This window comes from Bacillus cereus (genome assembly GCF_015071065.1).
Classification (GTDB): domain Bacteria; phylum Bacillota; class Bacilli; order Bacillales; family Bacillaceae_G; genus Bacillus_A; species Bacillus_A cereus_BA.
Genome location: NZ_VOVA01000003.1, coordinates 485,177 through 504,477 on the forward strand (window position 1 = coordinate 485,177; position 19,301 = coordinate 504,477).

Here is a 19,301-nt window from a genome sequence, read left to right on the forward strand (position 1 = left end):
AATAAAACCCCCACTGATTAAAGTTTCAAGTTATTAATAACTTGAAATTTATGTTTCTATGAAAAAAGCTGTTGAGAGGAATCCTCTTCAACAGCTTCTCCATTATTAACGATATAAACGAACTGCTCCTGCAGAATTATCATCTGCTTGTCCAACTACTTCAAATTTCAATCCAAACTTCGGTACTTTACGTCCTGCATCTGGGATTAAATCGTTCATATACGATTTAGAATCATCAAACTTCGTTACACCTGGTAACCCTTTGTAATCATATGTTCCGCGTGTTGGAGATACAACTTTCCATGCTGGCGTTTGATTAAAGGAGAACGCAGCATCTGCGATTTGGAATCGTGTACTATTTTGAACAGTTGGTTTGCCGTTTAGCGTTCCAACAATTGCCTCTGGGTGAGAGTCAACAACCCCTAAGAAACCTTCGCCTGGATGCATACCAACCCAATTATCTGTAAAGCTAGAGTCTGCATACCATACAACAAGACCTGTATTATACGGTACACCACTGCTATATTTTAACGCTTGATCAGCACCAGCGTAGTTTCGCCACTCTAAATAGTAGTTATGTTTCTTCTTATCAAAACCGTTTGCTGCAACAAAACCATTTAATTTTAATTTCGCTTCGCCTTCTGCATCATCAGAGAACACAACATTTCCATCGACAGTTAATGTAGCGTTATCAAGAGTAAAACCGTTCGGTGCTAAACCACCATCTGTAATGTATTCGAATACTAGTTTTACTTTTTGACCTTTAAATTGGCTTAAGTCATATGACTTATCTACCCATTTACCGTCCGTTGTGTCTAGACCATTTTTCACATTCTTTTCGCCAATTCGATCCACTAACGTTTTCGTACCATCTTCTGTCACTGCATGTACTTCAAGGAAGTCATAATCTGTTTCAATTTCATACAATGATTTGTAATCAAACTTCGCCAGTGTTGCATTTGTTAAATCAAACACTGGTGTTTCTAATGTTGTATGAAGATTATCGCCTTTTGTACTATAGTAATAGTTCTTACCGAATGCAGGCTGAATACCTTTTACATCTTTATCTGGTAAGTTAACGCGAATCAGGCCAGGACGAGTTGATTTCGTTACACTTTGATCTAAGTACGTCGCAAGACCGATACCGCGATTTAATTTATCATAGTCAACCTCTACAATATTCGCCCAGTTTCCACCCATGTTCTTTTGAAAGAACTCTTTGTTTTGCGGGGAGAAACTCGGTGGCGTTGAACCTGCAATTTTACCTGCCCAGCTACCGCCGCTCATAACAGACCAAGAGTTAATTGGCTCACCTGATCCTGAATACTTCGTATCATACTCATCTGGAAGACCTAAATCATGACCAAATTCATGTGCGAATACACCCACTGCTCCGTCTTCTGGCTCAATTGTGTAGTCGTATGCTGCCATTTTACCGCCCCAGTTATCAACCTTTGCTTTTGTTCCTTCAATTGGATATGGTGTCCCAAGGTTCCAGCGATGTGACCAAATTGCGTCATCACCTAGTCTACCACCGCCTCCATCTTGCCCAACTCCAGCGTGAATGACCATTAAGTGATCAATAAGACCATCTGATTCGTCTTTATTGCCATCACCATTATTGTCATATTGATCGTATTGGTCAAATTCAGATAAATCAATACCACTTTCTACAGCTGCATTTAATGCCTCTTTTACAAAATCACGAGGTCCTTTTGGTCCTTTATTATCATGACCGCCATCTCCTGCATCTGCACCATAATCCGCCGCTGTACCAGGAACTGTCAACCACTTTGTTACTGTCCCATCGACTGTATAGCTACCACCAGATTGCTCTTCATAATATTGTTTAAATGTTGGGATTTTTGAACCATCAAAGAGTGTAAACGGCTCATCACCAAATAACATTTTTTGATAATGTTCTGGATTAAAATCATTTGAATACATATAACCTGGTACTTGATCAATATTGTTATGCTTAAAGTCAGCAAACTCTACTAGCAATACAAGAACTTTATCTTTACGAACATCACCGTTATATTGTTTTTGCTTCGCTGAAGTAGTTGGTACTTTGCCGTTTAATCCCCCTTTAATCGGCTCTTGTCCAGCTACCGGACCACTAGCAGGTTGATCAGCTTTTTCTTTCTCATCTGCTTTTGCATCTTTAACTTTTTTCAAAAAGTCAGCAGCTTCTCTCGTAACACTGTCCCCCGCTGCTGGTTCTTTTCCAGCATTTTCGCCTTTTTTCTTCTCTACGTATTTTTCAACAGCTTTTAATGTGTCTTCTTTCGACGCAGATTCACTAATTATACCGCGTTTCTTGAGCGCATCTGCTAGACGATCCTCCTGAATTAAATTTTTATCAATTGGACTTAAAGCTCCTACATTAGACGGCGTTGCCGCATAAACAGATTGACTACCAAACCCAAATGTGCAACTAAGCACAGCTGCCGCCGCAAGCGTAGACAGCACTTTAAAAGGCTTTTTCTTCATCCCTATTCCTCCCCAATATTAAATACGGTACAACGTTTATATAATAAATAATATTCAAATAATTTGCAATATATTGTCTTGATTTGTAATATTTTTGAAAATATTCTTTGTTTTAGATTGATATACATTCTGATTCATCGATGTTCTCGGAAAATATTGATGAAAGTTGATAAAACTATTAAAATTTCTGTATATAATTGCAAGATATACTTTTTCAATTGTGATTTCTAATATCATTGTTGTTTCACCGTCCGCATGGCTTGACTATAATTATTGTTGTTTCACCGTCCGCATGGCTTGACTATAATTATAGGAGACAATGTAGTTCGAAAAGGAGAGATAGTAACTTCTGTTAGTACTCATTCTAGTGTTCAGGGAGTTTGCCATTTTTTCAATATTCTTACACCCTAACTGCAACTATCCTCCGCAGCAATACAAACTGTAGGAAGTAAGGGCTACAGTATACGTGTCGTACTGTAACGGACCTTTCTATTCAGCTGGTTTAAAAAAACAAAAAGATCGTCCACTATATGTAGTGGATGATCTTTTTATTTATCTAAGGCACAATTACAGTATCTCGATATACCCTTCTGTTCCATGTACCCGAATTCGTTGTCCGTCTTTTATTAATTTCGTAGCGTTCTCTACTCCGACGACTGCTGGTAACCCATATTCACGTGCAATCACTGCCCCGTGTGTCATAAGTCCGCCAACTTCGGTAACTAACCCTTTTATAGATACAAACAATGGTGTCCATCCAGGATCAGTAAATGCCGTAACTAATATATCTCCCTCTTCTAAATTCGCATCTTCCATGTTTAAAATAACACGAGCTCTTCCTTCTATCACTCCAGAAGAAACGGGCAAACCTACTATTGCTTCGGTAGGGAGATTTTCTCGTTTATATTTACCTATAATAATTTCACCATCAGACGTGATAACACGCGGGGGCGTTAGTTTTTCATATAATTTGTACTCATTTTTCCGTTTATTAATAACCTCGTAATCCAGTTTATTCGTGCAGACGACTTCGTGAAGTTCTTCAAAAGTCAGATAGTATATATCTTCTATTTCAGCAATAACACTATTTTGTACTAATCGTTCCGCTTCTTTCAATAATGCCTGCTTATATATGAAATAGCGATTAATCATGCCGTATTTTGGATATTCACGATAGCCAGCGAAATTCCGAATTAAACTGATCATTCGCTTCGTCTCTTCTACTTTTTGTTCGCTATCTGGCAAATACTTCAATCTGTCTAATAACTCTTCTTCTCTTTTCAAAGCCTCTTGTAGCCCTTCTTCAAACTTCCGCTTACTAGCACCTGCTTCAAAGTCTCTTATATTATTTAAAATCATCGGGATAATTGTAGTTGGCTGTTCACTCCAGCGCGTTTTCGTAATATCGATTTCGCCGCTGCATCTCATTCCATATTTATTCAGAAAAGCATAGATTGCATCTCGTGCTTTATCCCCGCCTTTAAACTGAACTAGTTCATCTAAAAAGCTGTCATCTTCTATATGCTGTAAATACTCAATGACTTCTGGATATGGCCGAATCACATCTGCAACGTCCATTAATGCTAAACCCATTTCTGACGTAATATTGTTTTGTACAGATTGTGAAAGTGTGTCTGCTGCATTTTTTTCACCTAGCCATTGCTCCATCTTTTCATTCATCCATGAAGAAGCATTCATCCCCGCCATAATTACAGCCGTACTTTGAGGGCTAAATAATATTTTCTGCAATTGCTGCTGGATATCTTCTAAAATAAAATCCAGTACAGCCGATCCTGATTTCATTTGAATGTTTCGTTTTAACTCTTCGATTGATGCTTGACTATTCTTTATTAAATCCGTAACGATTGCCGGATCGTTTTCGATTTCTGGTTGCGAACTTGCAGGTGGCGTACTTTTACCACGGTTCTTTTCTTTTTCATCATCCGGTAACAATTTGATAAAATCATCTCGCTCGATTACAGTCGTTAATGCATCTCTTATGAGCGGATCCGATTTTCCTAAAGTGTTTATTAAGAAATCTCTACTAGCAGGTGAAGCTAATCTTTGTGTAGCATCAACAAACAGCCTTCCCCCCGCTTTACGCATAGGGGCATGCGTCGTTAACAGGAAAAAAGATAACCCTAATGGTTTCATTGTATCGGTCATCATTTGTTGATGACCAACCGATATATACACATGATTTTCCTGATCATTTGCTTCTGGAATTGGATATAGAGTCGTGATTGGGCGACTTTGGACAATATAAAATACATCATCAACTAAACACCATTCAATATCTTGCGGACAACCAAAATAAGCTTCAATCTGCCTTCCGATCTGTGCTAGTTGTAATATTTGTTGTTCCGTAAGTGTTTGAATCTTTTGCTGAGTGTGATCAATCTGTTTCGTCTCTGTTCCGCCATCCTTCCGTCCATAGATAGCTATTTTTTTAGTCGCTATCATCTTATCGGCGATTTTCCCTTCCTTTACTTTATAGTTATCAGCAGATACTAAGCCGGAGACTAATGCTTCGCCAAGTCCAAAACTTGCATCGATTGATAACACCTTCCTATTAGAAGTAATCGGATCAGCAGTAAATAAAATGCCCGAAGCCTCAGGGAAAATCATTCTTTGCACGACAACACATATAGAAACTTGGCTATGTTCAAAACCATTTTGCATTCGGTAAACTACTGCTCGATCTGTAAATAAGGAAGCCCAGCACTTTCTTACATGCTGCAAAATGTCTTCTTTTCCGATGATATTTAAATACGTATCTTGTTGACCAGCAAACGAGGCATATGGTAAATCTTCAGCAGTAGCACTAGAACGCACTGCATAAGCATGTTCATTTCCAAAACGAGAGAGATAATGAGCTACTGATTCCACTACATCAACTGGAATTTCCACTGCCATGATGACTTCTCTAATCTTCTTACTAATTTCACCGATTTGATCTCGGTCCTCAATTTTTAATATTGCTAGTTGATTCAACAAAGTTTGAAACGCTTCATTTTGTTCGATGGCCTTTTCATACCCTACCGTTGTAACGCAAAATCCTTCTGGCACTTGTATACCTTGAATGTTTGATAACTCCCCCAAATTCAATCCTTTTCCACCAACGAGCGAAAGCTGCGTTTTTTCTATTTCCTGAAAATCGAGAACGAAAGAACTCATGTAACATCTCTCCTTACTTTGCATGTGTTCTCGATTGTAGCAGTATTAAATGAGAAGAAACAGTCTATTTCGAACGTTGTTTACGTGATATAATTAAGTTAGGAAGAGATAATTATTTTTATTTCTCCCCCTCTAATTCACTTCAATTACATCACCAAACTTAAAAATTCCTCTTATTACGAAAAGCATCAGTACAAGTAATCGTCTCATTTAATGGATTTATATCGACTACAGTTATGTAATTTTTATATAAGTAGCTATTACTGATTCATCTTTCCCGATACTTCCTATATGAGGTCTCACCACACATCCATCGACTTAAGAATTTTATAACACCCCAAAACAAAAAAATGTACATTGTTTGTTTTGGAGTATTTGTTTTTCTTAGCTTGCTGGGTACAGCTGGACTCCTATTAAAGAAAATTCCCATTCTAAAATTGAAGATACTTGTAAATTTAGTACGAATCTCAGTTGAACTCCTGTTACTTAATCGTTCCCATCCCACCAATTTCTACATCTACCTTGATGTTTACATCACCCTTTGCTAATGCATTATTCCATTTGTTTTGGACTTTTTTCCATTCTGGATATGTGTAAGTTCTTGCGTATCCCCCAAGTCCAATGGGATCAATGTTGGCAGTTTGTATTTTCTTCATTAATTGCTTGAAATCAGCTTCCAGCTTAGCTTCAATCGCCTTTTGTAATTTTGCTGCATCTTTTCTTGTATTGAACGAAAAAAGCCGTTCTGTAATGCCGACCCTCATCTTTATATCTGTATTAAATATAAATCTATTATCATATCTCACCTTTGTCTTTACTTTAATGCTATAGGCAGTAAAGCTTGTCCAATCTTTATCCTGGCTATTTGACTTTAGTTTAATTGGAATTGTAAATGAAAAATCACCTGTGGTTCCTTGTTGCAAAATGCGTAATAATTTGTTTTCATCAGCATTTAGCGTTAATTTATACCTTCCTTTTTCATCTAACAAAGCTGTACCTGTCACAAATATTTTATTCGTTTTTTTCATTTCAGTAATATTCGCTGTTACCCCTTTGTCTGCTATTTGTTCATGTAATTCTTGAAGATTTGTTTTTACTGTGATATTTCTTAAAGCGGCGGTCTCAACTAGCTTTGTTAAATATAAAGGAAGACGCGGCTTATCTTTTGGGTTATAAAAGATGACATCTGAAACAGGTCCATCAACAGCAACAACCCTTGTGGTAACTGTATTTTTGGGGTCTCGTTGAAATGGATCAAGATATTTCATCCAATTTTTTTGTTTCAATAGCCGTTTTCCAACTAAAATAACCTGTGTTTTACTTCCCGAGGTAAGTGCCATAACGGTAGCATCAAATTTGTCTCTAGAATTTCGAATCGTAGCAGATTTCACACCCGTAACTTCTTCTTTTACCTTTGCTTCTTTATTAAAAACAGGACTTGACATATACACCAATAAATTATTATTACGATCTAAATCGATACCAAGTACAAGAGTAAGGGAAACATCTTCAATATTCGTTTGATCAAAGCATCCAGTCATCATGAACACCGATAACAAAATACAACATAGTACTTTTCTTTTCAATGTATCTTCCCCCAATGAGACTTCTCATATAGCCAGCCATACATCCATAAAATGATAGGTAATATATAGGTTAACCCCATCCCAGCATTGGATAATACCTGTAGCCCCGTTTCGGCTTGATTCCAACTAGGACTAACCCAGAATACGATGCCGATAATGAGCAATAAGAGAACAACTACATGAGAGCTGTGATCTTGTTTCCCAAGTAATTGGCTTGAACAAAATACAGAACAGTATAAGGCAGGAATCCAGCATGTAGAAACAACGGGCAAGTAAATAGCCAATAAAATCATGTCAAAACGTTCTAAAAAACGAAATTCAATTACTTTAAGTAAATTTAGTACCGGTTGGTTGAATTGCGTAATACTATCAGGGCTAAAATAGGCAAAGCAAACAATAGTAGCGAATAAATAAAATACCATCGTTAAAGTGTTTGCAATAACCATTCCATGGACTGCATACTGTTTTTTTTGTAAAAAGGGATATAAAAAGAACGCAATATCAAATCCTAAATAAGCAAAAACAGTGGTCGGTACAGCCGTTAATATAGGTTTCCATCCCTCTTTTAAGAGCGGAAAGAATGGCATCCAACTTCCGTTCTCTTTAAGAGGTACCAAAAAAAATATCGGAATCCAAAGCATCATATAAAAAGTAAGTTCGGAGTACCGCCCTATAATACGAGGGCCGTTACGTGCGACAAGAAAGGTAGGAATCGAAAACAAAAAGATAACGAGATAGGCAGGTGTTTTGGGAAGAAGCCATCCCTTAAGATAAAGCATAGCGTTCACAAGAACAGTACAAGTATAAAAAGCGAAGTACATCATGTAAATAACAACAAGTGTTTTCCCTATTATTTTCCCAAAAAATCGTATAAGAATTTCGTAAAGTGTGTCCTCGGGATATTTTGCAGCTGTTTTCACAATAAAAACACCTGATGTTGTGGAAAATATCCAGCCAATCAATATAGCTATCCATCCATCTGTTCCAGCTTTTTCTGCAAGCACACGTGGAAGAGATAGAACGCCAGTGCCGACCTGCATTCCATTGATTAAAACAATATACTGCATTAGCGTGATGTCATTATAGGCATATTTTTTCATAGTTTCACCTTTTATTTTGATTCTTTCCTTGTCGAATAGATTGAATAGCTCCTGTACCCTTAGGACGCCTTCTTATCGCCCATAAAGGAAAGCGTACAAAAGTATCTTTCATATCTGCAAAGCGAAACGGTGCTAACGGTGTTCCATAGGGAGTTCCTAGCGATTCAAGACTGATAAGATGTCCAATTAATGTCATCCACCCGATAACCAGTCCTACAATTCCAAATAATGCAGCTAAGATCATCATTGGGAATCGTACAAGTCTAACTGCGGATCCCATATCATAGTTAGGGATAATAAAAGAAGATATGGCTGTAACAGCAACAACAATAATCATAATGTTACTTACAATTCCGGCCTGAACAGCTGCTTGTCCAATAATAATACCTCCTACCATTCCAACTGTCTGACCAATCGGGGTAGGTAGGCGTAAGGCTCCTTCTCTCATCATTTCCAGCGTTATTTCCATAAGTAATGCTTCCATTACTGGAGCAAAAGGTACGCTTGTTCTTGACTCTGCAATAGATAAATAAAGCTCTACAGGAATAACTTCAAAATTAAAGGAAATAAACGCAACATAACTCGCAGGCAAAAATAGAGCAACCATAAAGGCGATAAAACGAAGGATACGAATAAAGGAAGCAACTAGCCATCTTGTACCGTAATCATCCACCCCTTGAAAAAAAGAGATAAAATTTGTTGGAGCAATTAATACATTTGGCGAATGATCCACTACGGTCACAAATCTGCCCTGTAGAATGTGCGAAACGGCTAAATCAGGTCTTTCTGTTAACATAAATTGTGGAAATGGTGAGTACGGGTTATCTTCAATGAATTCAATTAGTTCACCAGTATTAGTAACAGCATCAACTGTTATGCTTTGAATCCGTGTTTCTAATTCCTTCAGCACCTCTTCAGAAGCTACATCTTTTAAATATAAAATAGAAATCTTTGTTTTGCTTCGCATACCAATTGTTATCTCTTTTATCATTAATTCGCGATGTGGAATATACCTTCGAATCATTGCAATATTTTGAGCTCCGGTTTCTACAAACCCTTGATGCCCACCTTTTAGAGATATTTCGTTATGAGCATCTTCAATACTTCTTTGCGGCCATCCTTTTGTGTCCAATTGATACGCTGTAGTTCGACCGTGAATTAATAAAACACTATCTCCTTCTAAAATAGCATTTTCAATCTGACTCCACGTATTAATAATTTTAATTTGTCCTAATGTAATTGGAAGTTCCACTTTAGGATCAAAAACACTATTCATTAAAGGGGTTAGAACGTGATTTTGAATCAATTGTTTATCTATTAATCCAGACAGATACACTAAAGCTGCTTCTAATCCATCTGTTTTCATTTGAAACTGGCGAATCACTAAATCCGGTGATTGACAAAATACAGCCTGAAGCTCAGCTATGTTTTTTAATAAATTCGCTTCTAATACAGAGCCCTCTATATTTCCCTTCTGAAAATGAGTATTGTCTCGTATTGAAAATGATTTAGGACTGCTTCTATATTTTAACCTTTTCAAAAATTTAACCATGACTTCCTCACCTTCTATGCACCTTCTATAGTATGTTTAGTATGCATATATTAAGGAAAAATATCCTAATAATTAGAGAGGTAATGCCAGACTTATTACTATAAATTTTTCGGTGCATATTTCATAAAAATCACGTTACTATTCTCATTAACATAAGAGAATAGCAACGTGATCTCAACTTCAAGAATAGGGTTCTTATCGACTGTTATGACACGAGGGTGCGAAACATGAAAAGACCGCAAAGCTTTCTTGAAAAAGCGCTTTGCAGCCTTCTGATTTCTTGTTTTTCTTAGTCAAAAATCGATTGTGTTACCTTTGGAATCTACTGCACGATAGAGGTACATCCATTCCCATTTACTTTGATATACGTTTCATCGACTCGACAAGAATCATTAGCCTTCTTGAGGTGACAGCGTATCCGCTTGTCCAATTCAGGACCGTACTGATGAACCAAACGCATGATGGTCGTATGAGAGATAGATAGTCCTCGCTCTTCCATCATTTCTACAAGGTCACGAAAACTTAAATTGTACCGTAGGTAACATCTCACCATTAGCACAATAACCTCTGGTTGATAGTGTTTCCATTTGAATGCACTTGGCTTAGACATACATCATCCACATCCTTTTTAGATTAGTAGTATTAGTATGTCCAAGTTTGATAATTTTTTTGCACCAGAACCGTTATATCCATGCGTCTTAATAGCACCCATATCCAGTTCAATCCTTTTTTTAATTAGATATTCAGTTCCACGTTGTGCTAATTCCCCGCCGTTGTTATCACTCCATATATGAGTCGGAAGCTATTTTGTTATTCAATGTTGGTTGATATATCTCTTCAATAGTAGTTTCCTCAACGTTTACCCATCAATCTAATATTGTGAGACACTCTATATTTACCAAACAGGTCTAGACCTCAATGACAATTTACCTTTATTTGTTTCATAAACTAATTTTGTTAAATCTTCTTTGAGCATTTGCATACGCTCAGCACCTATGTTTTCAATCCAGCGCCTCTCAATATCAGTTAGTATTTCTTCTTTTGCTTTCAATACTAACCAACCTCGTTCGGTCAAAACGATAAGCTTCCCTCTTTTATCAGTGGGATGAGTTCGGCGCATTATATAACCACTTTTCTCAAGATAATCCACCATTTTACTTACAGCTTGTTTTGTAATCCCTAAGTGTTCGGCTAGTTCTATGCCTGTTGCTCCATCAGGGGGAATACATTTAAACATAAAACCATGTGCAGGTCTAATATCTCCAAACCCCAATTCATTCAATCTGTCATGTAGTTCATCAATCACTGTACTAAGGGATAATGACAAAAGTGATGTAAGATCTAATTCACTAAATGCTCGTTGATTCATGTATAAAACCTCCTTAAATAAAGCCCACTCAGTTGACTTTATTTAAAGCTCATTGTACTATACGCAATATAGTAATTCTAATTGACTATATTGTTTTTATTATGAAAGAAATATGATTTCATAACAAATTAATATATTATGGATTTTCTATATAATTCACATTGTTAAAATTAAAGTAAGTGCATTTATTCTAATGTCTTGGACTGAACCTATGAAGGATACTCCAACGGGTAATATAATTCAATTTGAAGGTGATTCACGTGAATTTCCCCCTTATACTGTAAACATTATGCGTTCAAAAGTTGAACAGGAAGTATTAGATGAAATGAATAGATTTTTAGATAAACATAGGGGGGACTGTGAATGCCCGAACCATTAAAGAAAAATAGTCGCTATATGGTTGGATTAGATAGTCTAAGGGGCCTAGCCATACTAGGTGTTATTTTGTATCATATCAATTTTAATTGGATGCCCGGTGGATTTTTAGGTGTCACCGTATTCTTTGTACTTTCCGGTTATTTAATTACAGATATTCTGGCTATAGAATGGAAGAAGAATAAAAGAATTGACTTAAAGAAATTCTGGCTCAGTAGGGCAAGAAGATTACTTCCCGGAATGCTTATCATGCTCATCGTCACCTTAGCCTGGATTACAATCTTTCATAGTTCTTTACTTGTAAAAATGCGAGGAGACTCATTAGCCGCTTTATTATATTTTAGTAATTGGTGGTATATCTATCATAAATTATCTTATTTTGATAGCTTTGGTCAGCCTTCCCCGCTAAATCATTTTTGGTCGTTAGCTGTGGAGGAACAATTTTATGTGGTCTGGCCATTCGTCATTAGTTCGGGATTTTATTACATAAGAAAACAATCACGCATGATCTTATTTATTTGTCTAGGAGCGCTTGCATCCGCTTTAGCAATGGCAATCCTATATGAACCAGGCTCTGACCCGAGTAGAATTTATTACGGTACTGATACACGGGCTTTTTCTTTACTAATTGGAGCGGCACTCGCCTTACTTTGGCCAAGTAGTAGGCTTGCGAATAAAATTATTCCGCAAGCACGTCTTATTCTTGATGTTATTGGGGGAATTGCTCTTAGCATCATTCTCATTATGTTTTGGAAGACGAATCAATATGAGCCGTTTCTATATCGTGGGGGAATGGTCCTTTTATCACTTGCTACAGCCTTGTTAGTCGCTAACCTTGCGCATCCGGCTAGCAGAATCGCACAATTTTTGAGATTTAGACCACTGCGTTGGATGGGTGTACGATCATATGGAATATATCTTTGGCATTATCCGATTATTACATTGACGACTCCGAAGGTACATGCTGGAGATTTTTCGTTTACACGAGCAATTCTTCAATTTCTTCTTATTATAATTGCTGCACAAATTTCGTGGAAGTTTATTGAAAATCCAATACGAAAAGGCGCATTGAAGAATATTCGGATTAAGAACTTGAAAATAAGAAACTTAACTGTAAGTGGTAAGTTAGCTTTAATATGTGCAGTATGCATTTCTTCGATAGCTACTTTTGGATTAACAACAGCTAGTAAAGCAAAGGAGAATCCTCAAAAAGATACGGTGGAAGCAGTGCAAGAAGAACAGGCTAAACATCCAGTTGCAGTTTGGGAAAAACCAGCCGATGAACCACCTCAAAATAAAGAAGAACAAAAAGAAGAGAGTCCCGCACAGCCTAAAGATCCTCTAACAGTTACAGCTGTAGGAGACTCCATCATGATTGATATTGCTCCGTATTTAAAGAATGCTTTTCCTAATATTAGGATTGATGCGAAAATAGGTCGGCAAATGTCACAAGCAATCCCCGCTGTGGAACAGCTAAAGAATGAGGGGAATTTAGGAAATCATGTCATTATTGGATTAGGTACAAATGGAGCCTTTACCAAGGAGCAATTAGCATCATTAATAGAAGTAATCGGGAATGAACGTAAAATTATATTAATCAATACGAGGGTACCACGTCCGTGGGAATCGTTGGTGAATGAGAAGTTAAAAGAAGCAGCATCAGCTTACAAAAATGTGGTGTTAGTCGATTGGCATTCAGCAAGTGCCGGAAATACGGCATACTTTGCACCAGATGGCGTACATTTAACGAAAGCAGGTGCAGAAGCATATGCTGCCCTTGTAGCAAAAGAAGTAAATCAATAGGGGGTACGGAAACGATTCTGATTATGAGGGGCTACTCTGGAAAAAATATCCTTAAAGATAAGATAAATATAAACAAGAAACCTACCTATCTACGGGTAGGTTTTTAGGTTCTGTTGCAAAGTTTTTAAAAATTTGAAGAGTGCGGGTAAACTTTGTCAAATACTATACTATTGCGGGCTCTGTTGCAAAAATGTTAGTTAGAAACATAGAGTGGCAATTCCCTCTTCATTTCTATCTTATGAAGCTAAGCCAAACAATTTATGAATAAATTGTTTCTGGTTTTGGACAGACTCGTCCGGTAAAATAAGTTACCCTCTTTCTTTTCATCATATGCATGGCTTCAACACCACTCAATATAGAGATTGCTGTTTTAAATGACTTTAACCCTAACATAGAACAAACTCGTCTTTTAATAAACCGAGGGTCTTGTTCCACTATATTATTGAGACATTTAACTTGCCTTAGTTGTATGCCTTTAGGCATATGTTTCTCTTCTTTCAACTCTTGAATCGTTATAGGATAGGCAGGGTTCTTATCTACTGTTATCACGCAAGGTTTAGAAACATACGAAAAAACCAAGGCTTTCCTGAAAAAGCGCTTGGCTGCTTGTTTATCTCTTGATTTACTTAGATAAAAATCAATTATATTAACCTCTGAATCAACTGCACGATATAAGTACATCCATTGACCTTTTACTTTAATATAGGTTTCATCGACTCTCCACGAATCATTTGTTGATTTAAGGTGATGTCGTACTTTCTCTTCTAATTGAGGTCCATTTTGATGAAACCAGCGCATAATCGTTGTGTGAGCAATTGATGATCCTCTTTCCTCCATCATTTACACCAGACCAGGTTACGGAAGCTCAAATTGTACCATAGGTACCCACCTTACTGTGAATAAGATTAGTTCAGGCTGATAATACTTTCATTTAAACAAATTATCCTTTTCCTGTTTCTTTATAGATATCATTCCAAAGAGCAAGAAAACGCTTGAATACAAAACGACTGCAACCAATGGTTTTGGCAATTAATATTTCTTGTTCCTTATTGGGATAGATACGACATTTATATACCTTATTTACTATCATGGGTCGCGCCTCGCTTTTTAGTATGATAACTACAGTATACAAAGAAACGTAATTCATCCCCCATCTAAAATTGGTGTTTCACACCTTCACATTTTTGAGGAAGGAGTCTTCTGTCGGAAAAAGATAAAGTAATGTATTAATTTTGAAGTGTACAAATAGGGAGAGTGATTTCAACTGTTGTTCCTTTATTCACTTCACTCTGAACACTTATCTTTCCTTGGTGTGTTTCAATAATTTTATAACAAATCATTAATCCTAAACCAATCCCCTCTTCTTTAATACTATAAAAAGGTTCTCCGAGATATGGTATACGATTTTCGGGAATCCCACATCCTTGATCGATAAAACGAATCCCTATTTGATCATTATTCAGTTTATCGATTTGAATCAGAATTCCCCCTCCCCTTGGCATGGATTCAATTGCATTTTTTAAAACATTAACAAATACTTGTTTTAATTGATTTCCTTCACAAGGTATCAATGGAAGGCCAGTTGTACAATCGGTTCTGATTTGTATATTATTCATCATTGCTTGAGGTTGAAGTAACATTAAAACTTGGTCAATTAGCACACTAATATCATTAGGCTGCATCTTTACCACCTGCGGTTTGGCTACTGCCATAAATTCATTGGTAATACTTTCTATACGCTCAATCTCTGATGATACTATATTTATATAACCCTGATGTTACTATTACTTTAGAAGGGGTGCTTAATTGGTATGGTGTAGGTTTCAATTTAAGTTTAATCAAAGTATTACTGCAAATATTGATTTTATAATATAGAAGAAACCCACACATTTTGAAAAAAGATTGCTCAAAATGCGTAAGTTTAATTTTGGATTCCTTAAGTTTTTATAAAAAGATTGATCATTTTTGTGATCTTTCCTCCATTAAATCGCCCGATTGCGGAAGATCAAGAAAATGATTATGATTGCTGCTTATAGCTTGTTGAACTAACGCACCCGTTACTTTAAGTGAGTTGATTCACAATCTTACTGGGAATTTACCTAAAAAAGCTGAATTAACTTAATAAAAAAAGGACTCCCTTTTTGGGAATCCAATTCATTCAGTGTCACCTTGGTTAAAGTCTAATCTTCTCGGTTCGCAACACTGTCATTAGCCTCATCGGCACCTTCGCCGACTTTGTTACCCATCGCTCCTCCTGCAACAGCTCCTGCAACGGTACCAAGTGGACCAAGAACAGAACCCAAAGCAGCTCCAGCGACAGCACCGACACCAGTTCCTACCGCTTCGCCAGCATCATTATCGACACGGTTACGTTCGTTTTTATCAGCCACTCATCTCACTCCTTATTTAGAATAGGCAAGTGCTTTCCAGCACAATACCTTACATATTTTTCCCTATAAGGACAGATTTATGCGAAGTTTAAATCTGTCCTTAAAACTTTGCAATTTTCACTATCCTTCACGTTGTACAATAAGAAAAGCTGCCATAATGACAGCTAGATCTTAAACTATTGCAACCTTGAGTTCAAGTAGTACTAGTGCAACTTTTATTTATTCATCTACTCCTGCATCTATTTTCCAGCTATTTTGCAACTTCCGGATATAAATGATCTGGCCAATATGATATGCGTTATGAGTTGACACATTTCCAAGTATTGCCCACCATTTCACGTGTCCAGGATAACCATTAACTTCTCTCTCAACCTTTTCTTCAGATAATAACTCTTGCCAACGTAAAAGCACCTCTAATAGTTGTTTTTTTAAGGCAGCAAAAGTATGATTTTCAGGAATAATAAAGCTGTTATTATTATTTCCTATTGAAGGCACAGCATCAACGTTAGATTTTTGGTACCTTGTTTGCCATGTTTGATTCCAATATAGTAGATGCTGCACAATTTCAGCAATACTATTACTTTCTTCGTTTGGCGTCCAAAATGCATGTTCCTCAGACAATCTTTCTACTGAATTTGAAAATGGTAGGTACCAACTTGGGTCATTAGCATTTGCCAACAATTGATCCGATAAAACATCTTTTGCATGAGCCATAACCAACACTTCTAATTGTAGCTTTATAATAAAGTCTGATCAAAAATACCTCGCAAACCCATATTTTACGTTAAATTAATAGAACCCATTTTGAAAAAAGATTGATCAAAACGGATTCATTCTATATGAAAAATTATACAATATTTATAAAAAAGTTTGATCATTTTATAGATGTGAAATTCTACAATCGCGCCCGATTACGGAATATTGAAATATGCAAAGGAGCAGTAAAAGTGTTCTTTAGTTATTTTGCTAGTAACACCCTGAGTCAAAAACCAAATTTATTCATCACTTTCCAGTTTTTCCCACTCACTTAAATACATGACATCTTGTACCACATTTTTTTTCTTTTCAGGAAGTAAACAAAGGAACTCTAATGAATTGCCGTCAGGATCGTAAAAATAAAGATTAGCAGTAGGTGTCCAGGTTTGTACCATGGGCTCAGTAGGTTCAAGACCAAAAGCCGATCTTGGACATATACCTTTATTGAGTAGCCATTCTCTTGCATTAATTATATCTTCATAGTTAATCTTGAATGCAAAGTGGCTTTTATGAAATTCTTCTTCTGAAACCTCCCAAACGCCCAGCATTTGTTCTCTCTTTTTATTTTTATCAAACCAAAAAAATGCTACACGGCGCTCTTCAATATAATGAGCTAGATCTAATCCTAGTTTATTATAAAATTCTATTGCTGTTTCTAAATTTTTTGTTTGAACATGTGTTTCATATAAAGATCCTGGAAACATAGTATATCCTCCTTAGTGTTTTTTGAAAATTCTTACTATCAAGGACCATTTTAACAAATTAGAAATAGAAGTGATATCGTATAATTGGCTGAGCATGTATACATTGAATAAAAAGACTCATGTCGTTCAAGAAAAACTGATTAATTTAACAAGAGGATTTCTGATGACAAAACAGAATACATAAACGATTGGAACGTTAGTTAGAGCTGCATCAATTGGAATATGTCCTGCTGATTGGTAAGCATCGACGAATAAAAGCGAGCCTTTTCTATGCGCAATCCCAGCAATCTCTCTAACGTTTTGTTTATATCCGTTGTAATAATTCACATGGGGAATACATGTAATAAGCGTATCAGTTGTTATTTCTTTTCCATATTGTTCCAGAGATATTTCCCCATTGGAAGAACGTATTACGGAAACATTATCCTTAAATTGTTCTTGTGCAAACCATATATGACCGACAGTTGGAACATCTATATCCGTAAACATGATTTTATTTTTCTCTTGCTGATAAGGAAGGGAAGTTGCAATAGCAGAAATAGCATCAGAAACAGAACATAATACAGTAACCTCATCTGTTTCGGCTCCAATAAGTTCAGCAAATTTCACCCTAGTCTCATCCACTTTACTAATTGCTTCATTCCAATTACTCCCTGACAGAAGTAGGCTATTATGATATTCCTCAATAGCTTTTGAAACAGACTTTGCTAATGCACCTTGGGAACAACTAGCTAGGTGTGTGTGGGTAGCTAATATAGGAAATAATGAGCGATAAAAATCATGGTTCAATTCTTTTCCCCCTTTTCTTCACACAAAATAATTCTGTATGTAAATTTTAAAATCCTTCCTCCACTATATGGCGCAATTCAAAAAGATACGTCTTTATATATGCACGCCTCAATTTTGATTAAAGATTAATTTCTGTAGCTTTCAAAAATATTTAATATAAAAATCGTGTCTCAACTTTCCGCTCAGCTGAGCATATATTCTCGTGGTTTCACTCTTCTCATGACCAAGTAAGCTTTGTATCACTTCAAGTGGCGCACCGTTGTTAATCATATGTGTAGCATAGCTGTGACGTAATTGATGAGGATGAATACTCTTTTTAATCCTGGCACGATTTGATATACGTTTGATAATAAATCTTAGGTTATCAATACTCATACTTCTTTTTGGCCTTCTTTCCGTAATAAACAAACAAGGCTCCTCATCATCTCTTTCATCTAGATACCTTTTTAACCAAATGGTGCAACGAGTATTAAAGTATTCTTCCCTTTCTTTATCACCTTTCCCATGTACAATGACAGAATTCGTTGAGAAGTTAATATCGACAAGATTCAGTTTTACGACTTCCCCAATACGGCAGCCAGTAGAATACAAAAATTCAAATAATGCATTCTCCATTGAGTTATGACATGCTTCCCTAAGATGCTCAATCTCTAGTTCCGAAAGGAATTTTGGGATTCTTTTGCCTAACTTCGGCTCTTTTAATTTAGCAGCAGGGTTTTTAAGAATAAAACCTTCATCATGTGTCCAGCTAAAAAGTGATTTGATGCAAACTCGGTGTCCTAAACTAGATGGCTTTAAGTGTTCTCCTGCTTCAATTAAGTAACCCTTTAGTTTTTCTGTAGTAAATTCACTCATGTTAATGTCACCGAAATAACGTAATAAAAGATTATATTGAAAACAATATGTTTTTAAAGTCAGAGGTGAATATCCCTCAATTTTTTTATCTAATTGATACTGTTCCCAGGCCTCAGATAATAACATTATTCTTCACGCTCCCATTCTATAAATCAATTAATCTAGATTCTATTATGTTCAAGGAGAGTCTCTTTTATACGTTAGTTATTCAACAATCGTATAAAACAAAAAAATTACTTAACCATGAGAAGACTTGAAATACAAGAAAAAGACGCTTCTCTATAAAAGAATAGCGCCCGTTTGGTGAATATCATTCGTTTAATTCAGTAGGCTGTCACCGAAAACGATTGTC

General features: G+C 36.4%; 12 protein-coding genes and 6 pseudogenes. 2 read left to right on the forward strand and 16 right to left on the reverse strand.

Annotated elements, in window-relative coordinates; genetic code table 11:
- Positions 1-105: 105 nt before the first annotated feature.
- The 8 genes and pseudogenes from FT637_RS13225 to FT637_RS13255 form a co-directional block, all read right to left on the reverse strand.
- Positions 106-2,493 carry an immune inhibitor A domain-containing protein gene (locus tag FT637_RS13225; RefSeq protein WP_193646688.1) on the reverse strand — a complete coding sequence of 796 codons (2,388 nt, stop codon included), beginning with the start codon at positions 2,491-2,493 and terminating at the stop codon, positions 106-108.
- Between the two features lie 567 nt (positions 2,494-3,060).
- Positions 3,061-5,670 (reverse strand): phosphoenolpyruvate synthase, encoded by a 2,610-nt coding sequence (gene ppsA / locus FT637_RS13230; RefSeq protein ID WP_193646689.1) that lies wholly within the window; start codon positions 5,668-5,670, stop codon positions 3,061-3,063.
- 132 nt (positions 5,671-5,802) lie between these two features.
- Positions 5,803-5,926: pseudogene (locus FT637_RS29900) on the reverse strand (YolD-like family protein); the annotation flags it as partial.
- A 226-nt stretch (positions 5,927-6,152) separates the two neighbouring features.
- Positions 6,153-7,256: a Ger(x)C family spore germination protein gene (locus FT637_RS13235; protein WP_193646690.1), complete on the reverse strand. Its 1,104-nt coding sequence runs from the start codon at positions 7,254-7,256 to the stop codon at positions 6,153-6,155.
- On the reverse strand, positions 7,253-8,356 hold the full coding sequence (locus FT637_RS13240) for a GerAB/ArcD/ProY family transporter (protein ID WP_193646691.1): 1,104 nt from the start codon (positions 8,354-8,356) through the stop codon (positions 7,253-7,255). The genes FT637_RS13235 and FT637_RS13240 overlap by 4 nt, the downstream gene beginning before the upstream one ends.
- A gap of 4 nt (positions 8,357-8,360) precedes the next feature.
- Positions 8,361-9,908 carry a spore germination protein gene (locus tag FT637_RS13245; protein WP_193646692.1) on the reverse strand — a complete coding sequence of 516 codons (1,548 nt, stop codon included), beginning with the start codon at positions 9,906-9,908 and terminating at the stop codon, positions 8,361-8,363.
- Positions 9,909-10,069: 161 nt separating this feature from the next.
- Positions 10,070-10,518, reverse strand: a pseudogene (locus tag FT637_RS13250) (IS6 family transposase); the annotation flags it as partial.
- A gap of 285 nt (positions 10,519-10,803) precedes the next feature.
- A complete protein-coding gene (locus tag FT637_RS13255) occupies positions 10,804-11,277 on the reverse strand; it encodes a MarR family winged helix-turn-helix transcriptional regulator (RefSeq protein ID WP_193646693.1) in 474 nt (157 codons plus the stop codon).
- A gap of 151 nt (positions 11,278-11,428) precedes the next feature.
- Here FT637_RS13255 and FT637_RS13260 point away from each other — a divergent pair.
- Positions 11,429-11,596 (forward strand): annotated as a pseudogene (locus FT637_RS13260) (DUF3238 domain-containing protein); the annotation flags it as partial.
- Between the two features lie 44 nt (positions 11,597-11,640).
- Complete coding sequence (locus FT637_RS13265) at positions 11,641-13,455, forward strand: acyltransferase family protein (protein ID WP_193646694.1); 1,815 nt, start codon at positions 11,641-11,643, stop codon at positions 13,453-13,455.
- Positions 13,456-13,691: 236 nt separating this feature from the next.
- Here the strand turns inward: FT637_RS13265 and FT637_RS13270 are convergent.
- The 8 genes and pseudogenes from FT637_RS13270 to FT637_RS13305 all read right to left on the reverse strand — a co-directional run bounded on the left by FT637_RS13270 (position 13,692) and on the right by FT637_RS13305 (position 19,075).
- A pseudogene (locus tag FT637_RS13270) lies at positions 13,692-14,361 on the reverse strand (IS6 family transposase).
- A gap of 37 nt (positions 14,362-14,398) precedes the next feature.
- A pseudogene (locus tag FT637_RS13275) lies at positions 14,399-14,545 on the reverse strand (helix-turn-helix domain-containing protein); the annotation flags it as partial.
- 136 nt (positions 14,546-14,681) lie between these two features.
- Positions 14,682-15,233: pseudogene (locus FT637_RS13280) on the reverse strand (ATP-binding protein); the annotation flags it as partial.
- A 402-nt stretch (positions 15,234-15,635) separates the two neighbouring features.
- On the reverse strand, positions 15,636-15,845 hold the full coding sequence (locus FT637_RS13285) for a glycine zipper domain-containing protein (protein WP_000764044.1): 210 nt from the start codon (positions 15,843-15,845) through the stop codon (positions 15,636-15,638).
- 219 nt (positions 15,846-16,064) lie between these two features.
- Complete coding sequence (locus FT637_RS13290) at positions 16,065-16,559, reverse strand: DinB family protein (protein WP_193646696.1); 495 nt, start codon at positions 16,557-16,559, stop codon at positions 16,065-16,067.
- Positions 16,560-16,840: 281 nt separating this feature from the next.
- On the reverse strand, positions 16,841-17,305 hold the full coding sequence (locus FT637_RS13295; protein ID WP_193646697.1) for a VOC family protein: 465 nt from the start codon (positions 17,303-17,305) through the stop codon (positions 16,841-16,843).
- A 126-nt stretch (positions 17,306-17,431) separates the two neighbouring features.
- Positions 17,432-18,094 (reverse strand): aminotransferase class V-fold PLP-dependent enzyme, encoded by a 663-nt coding sequence (locus FT637_RS13300; RefSeq protein WP_227493782.1) that lies wholly within the window; start codon positions 18,092-18,094, stop codon positions 17,432-17,434.
- A 141-nt stretch (positions 18,095-18,235) separates the two neighbouring features.
- The gene (locus FT637_RS13305; RefSeq protein WP_193646698.1) at positions 18,236-19,075 is read right to left on the reverse strand and encodes a tyrosine-type recombinase/integrase; all 840 of its coding nucleotides are present in this window, start codon (positions 19,073-19,075) and stop codon (positions 18,236-18,238) included.
- Positions 19,076-19,301: the final 226 nt, after the last annotated feature.

Coding starts and splice junctions, on each gene's coding strand:
- FT637_RS13255 (WP_193646693.1), bottom strand. CDS start 11,277: ATGAATCAACGAGCATTTAGTGAATTAGATCTTACATCACTTTTGTCA.
- FT637_RS13225 (WP_193646688.1), bottom strand. CDS start 2,493: ATGAAGAAAAAGCCTTTTAAAGTGCTGTCTACGCTTGCGGCGGCAGCT.
- FT637_RS13290 (WP_193646696.1), bottom strand. CDS start 16,559: ATGGCTCATGCAAAAGATGTTTTATCGGATCAATTGTTGGCAAATGCT.
- FT637_RS13245 (WP_193646692.1), bottom strand. CDS start 9,908: ATGGTTAAATTTTTGAAAAGGTTAAAATATAGAAGCAGTCCTAAATCA.
- FT637_RS13295 (WP_193646697.1), bottom strand. CDS start 17,305: ATGTTTCCAGGATCTTTATATGAAACACATGTTCAAACAAAAAATTTA.
- FT637_RS13240 (WP_193646691.1), bottom strand. CDS start 8,356: ATGAAAAAATATGCCTATAATGACATCACGCTAATGCAGTATATTGTT.
- FT637_RS13265 (WP_193646694.1), top strand. CDS start 11,641: ATGCCCGAACCATTAAAGAAAAATAGTCGCTATATGGTTGGATTAGAT.
- FT637_RS13305 (WP_193646698.1), bottom strand. CDS start 19,075: ATGTTATTATCTGAGGCCTGGGAACAGTATCAATTAGATAAAAAAATT.
- ppsA (WP_193646689.1), bottom strand. CDS start 5,670: ATGAGTTCTTTCGTTCTCGATTTTCAGGAAATAGAAAAAACGCAGCTT.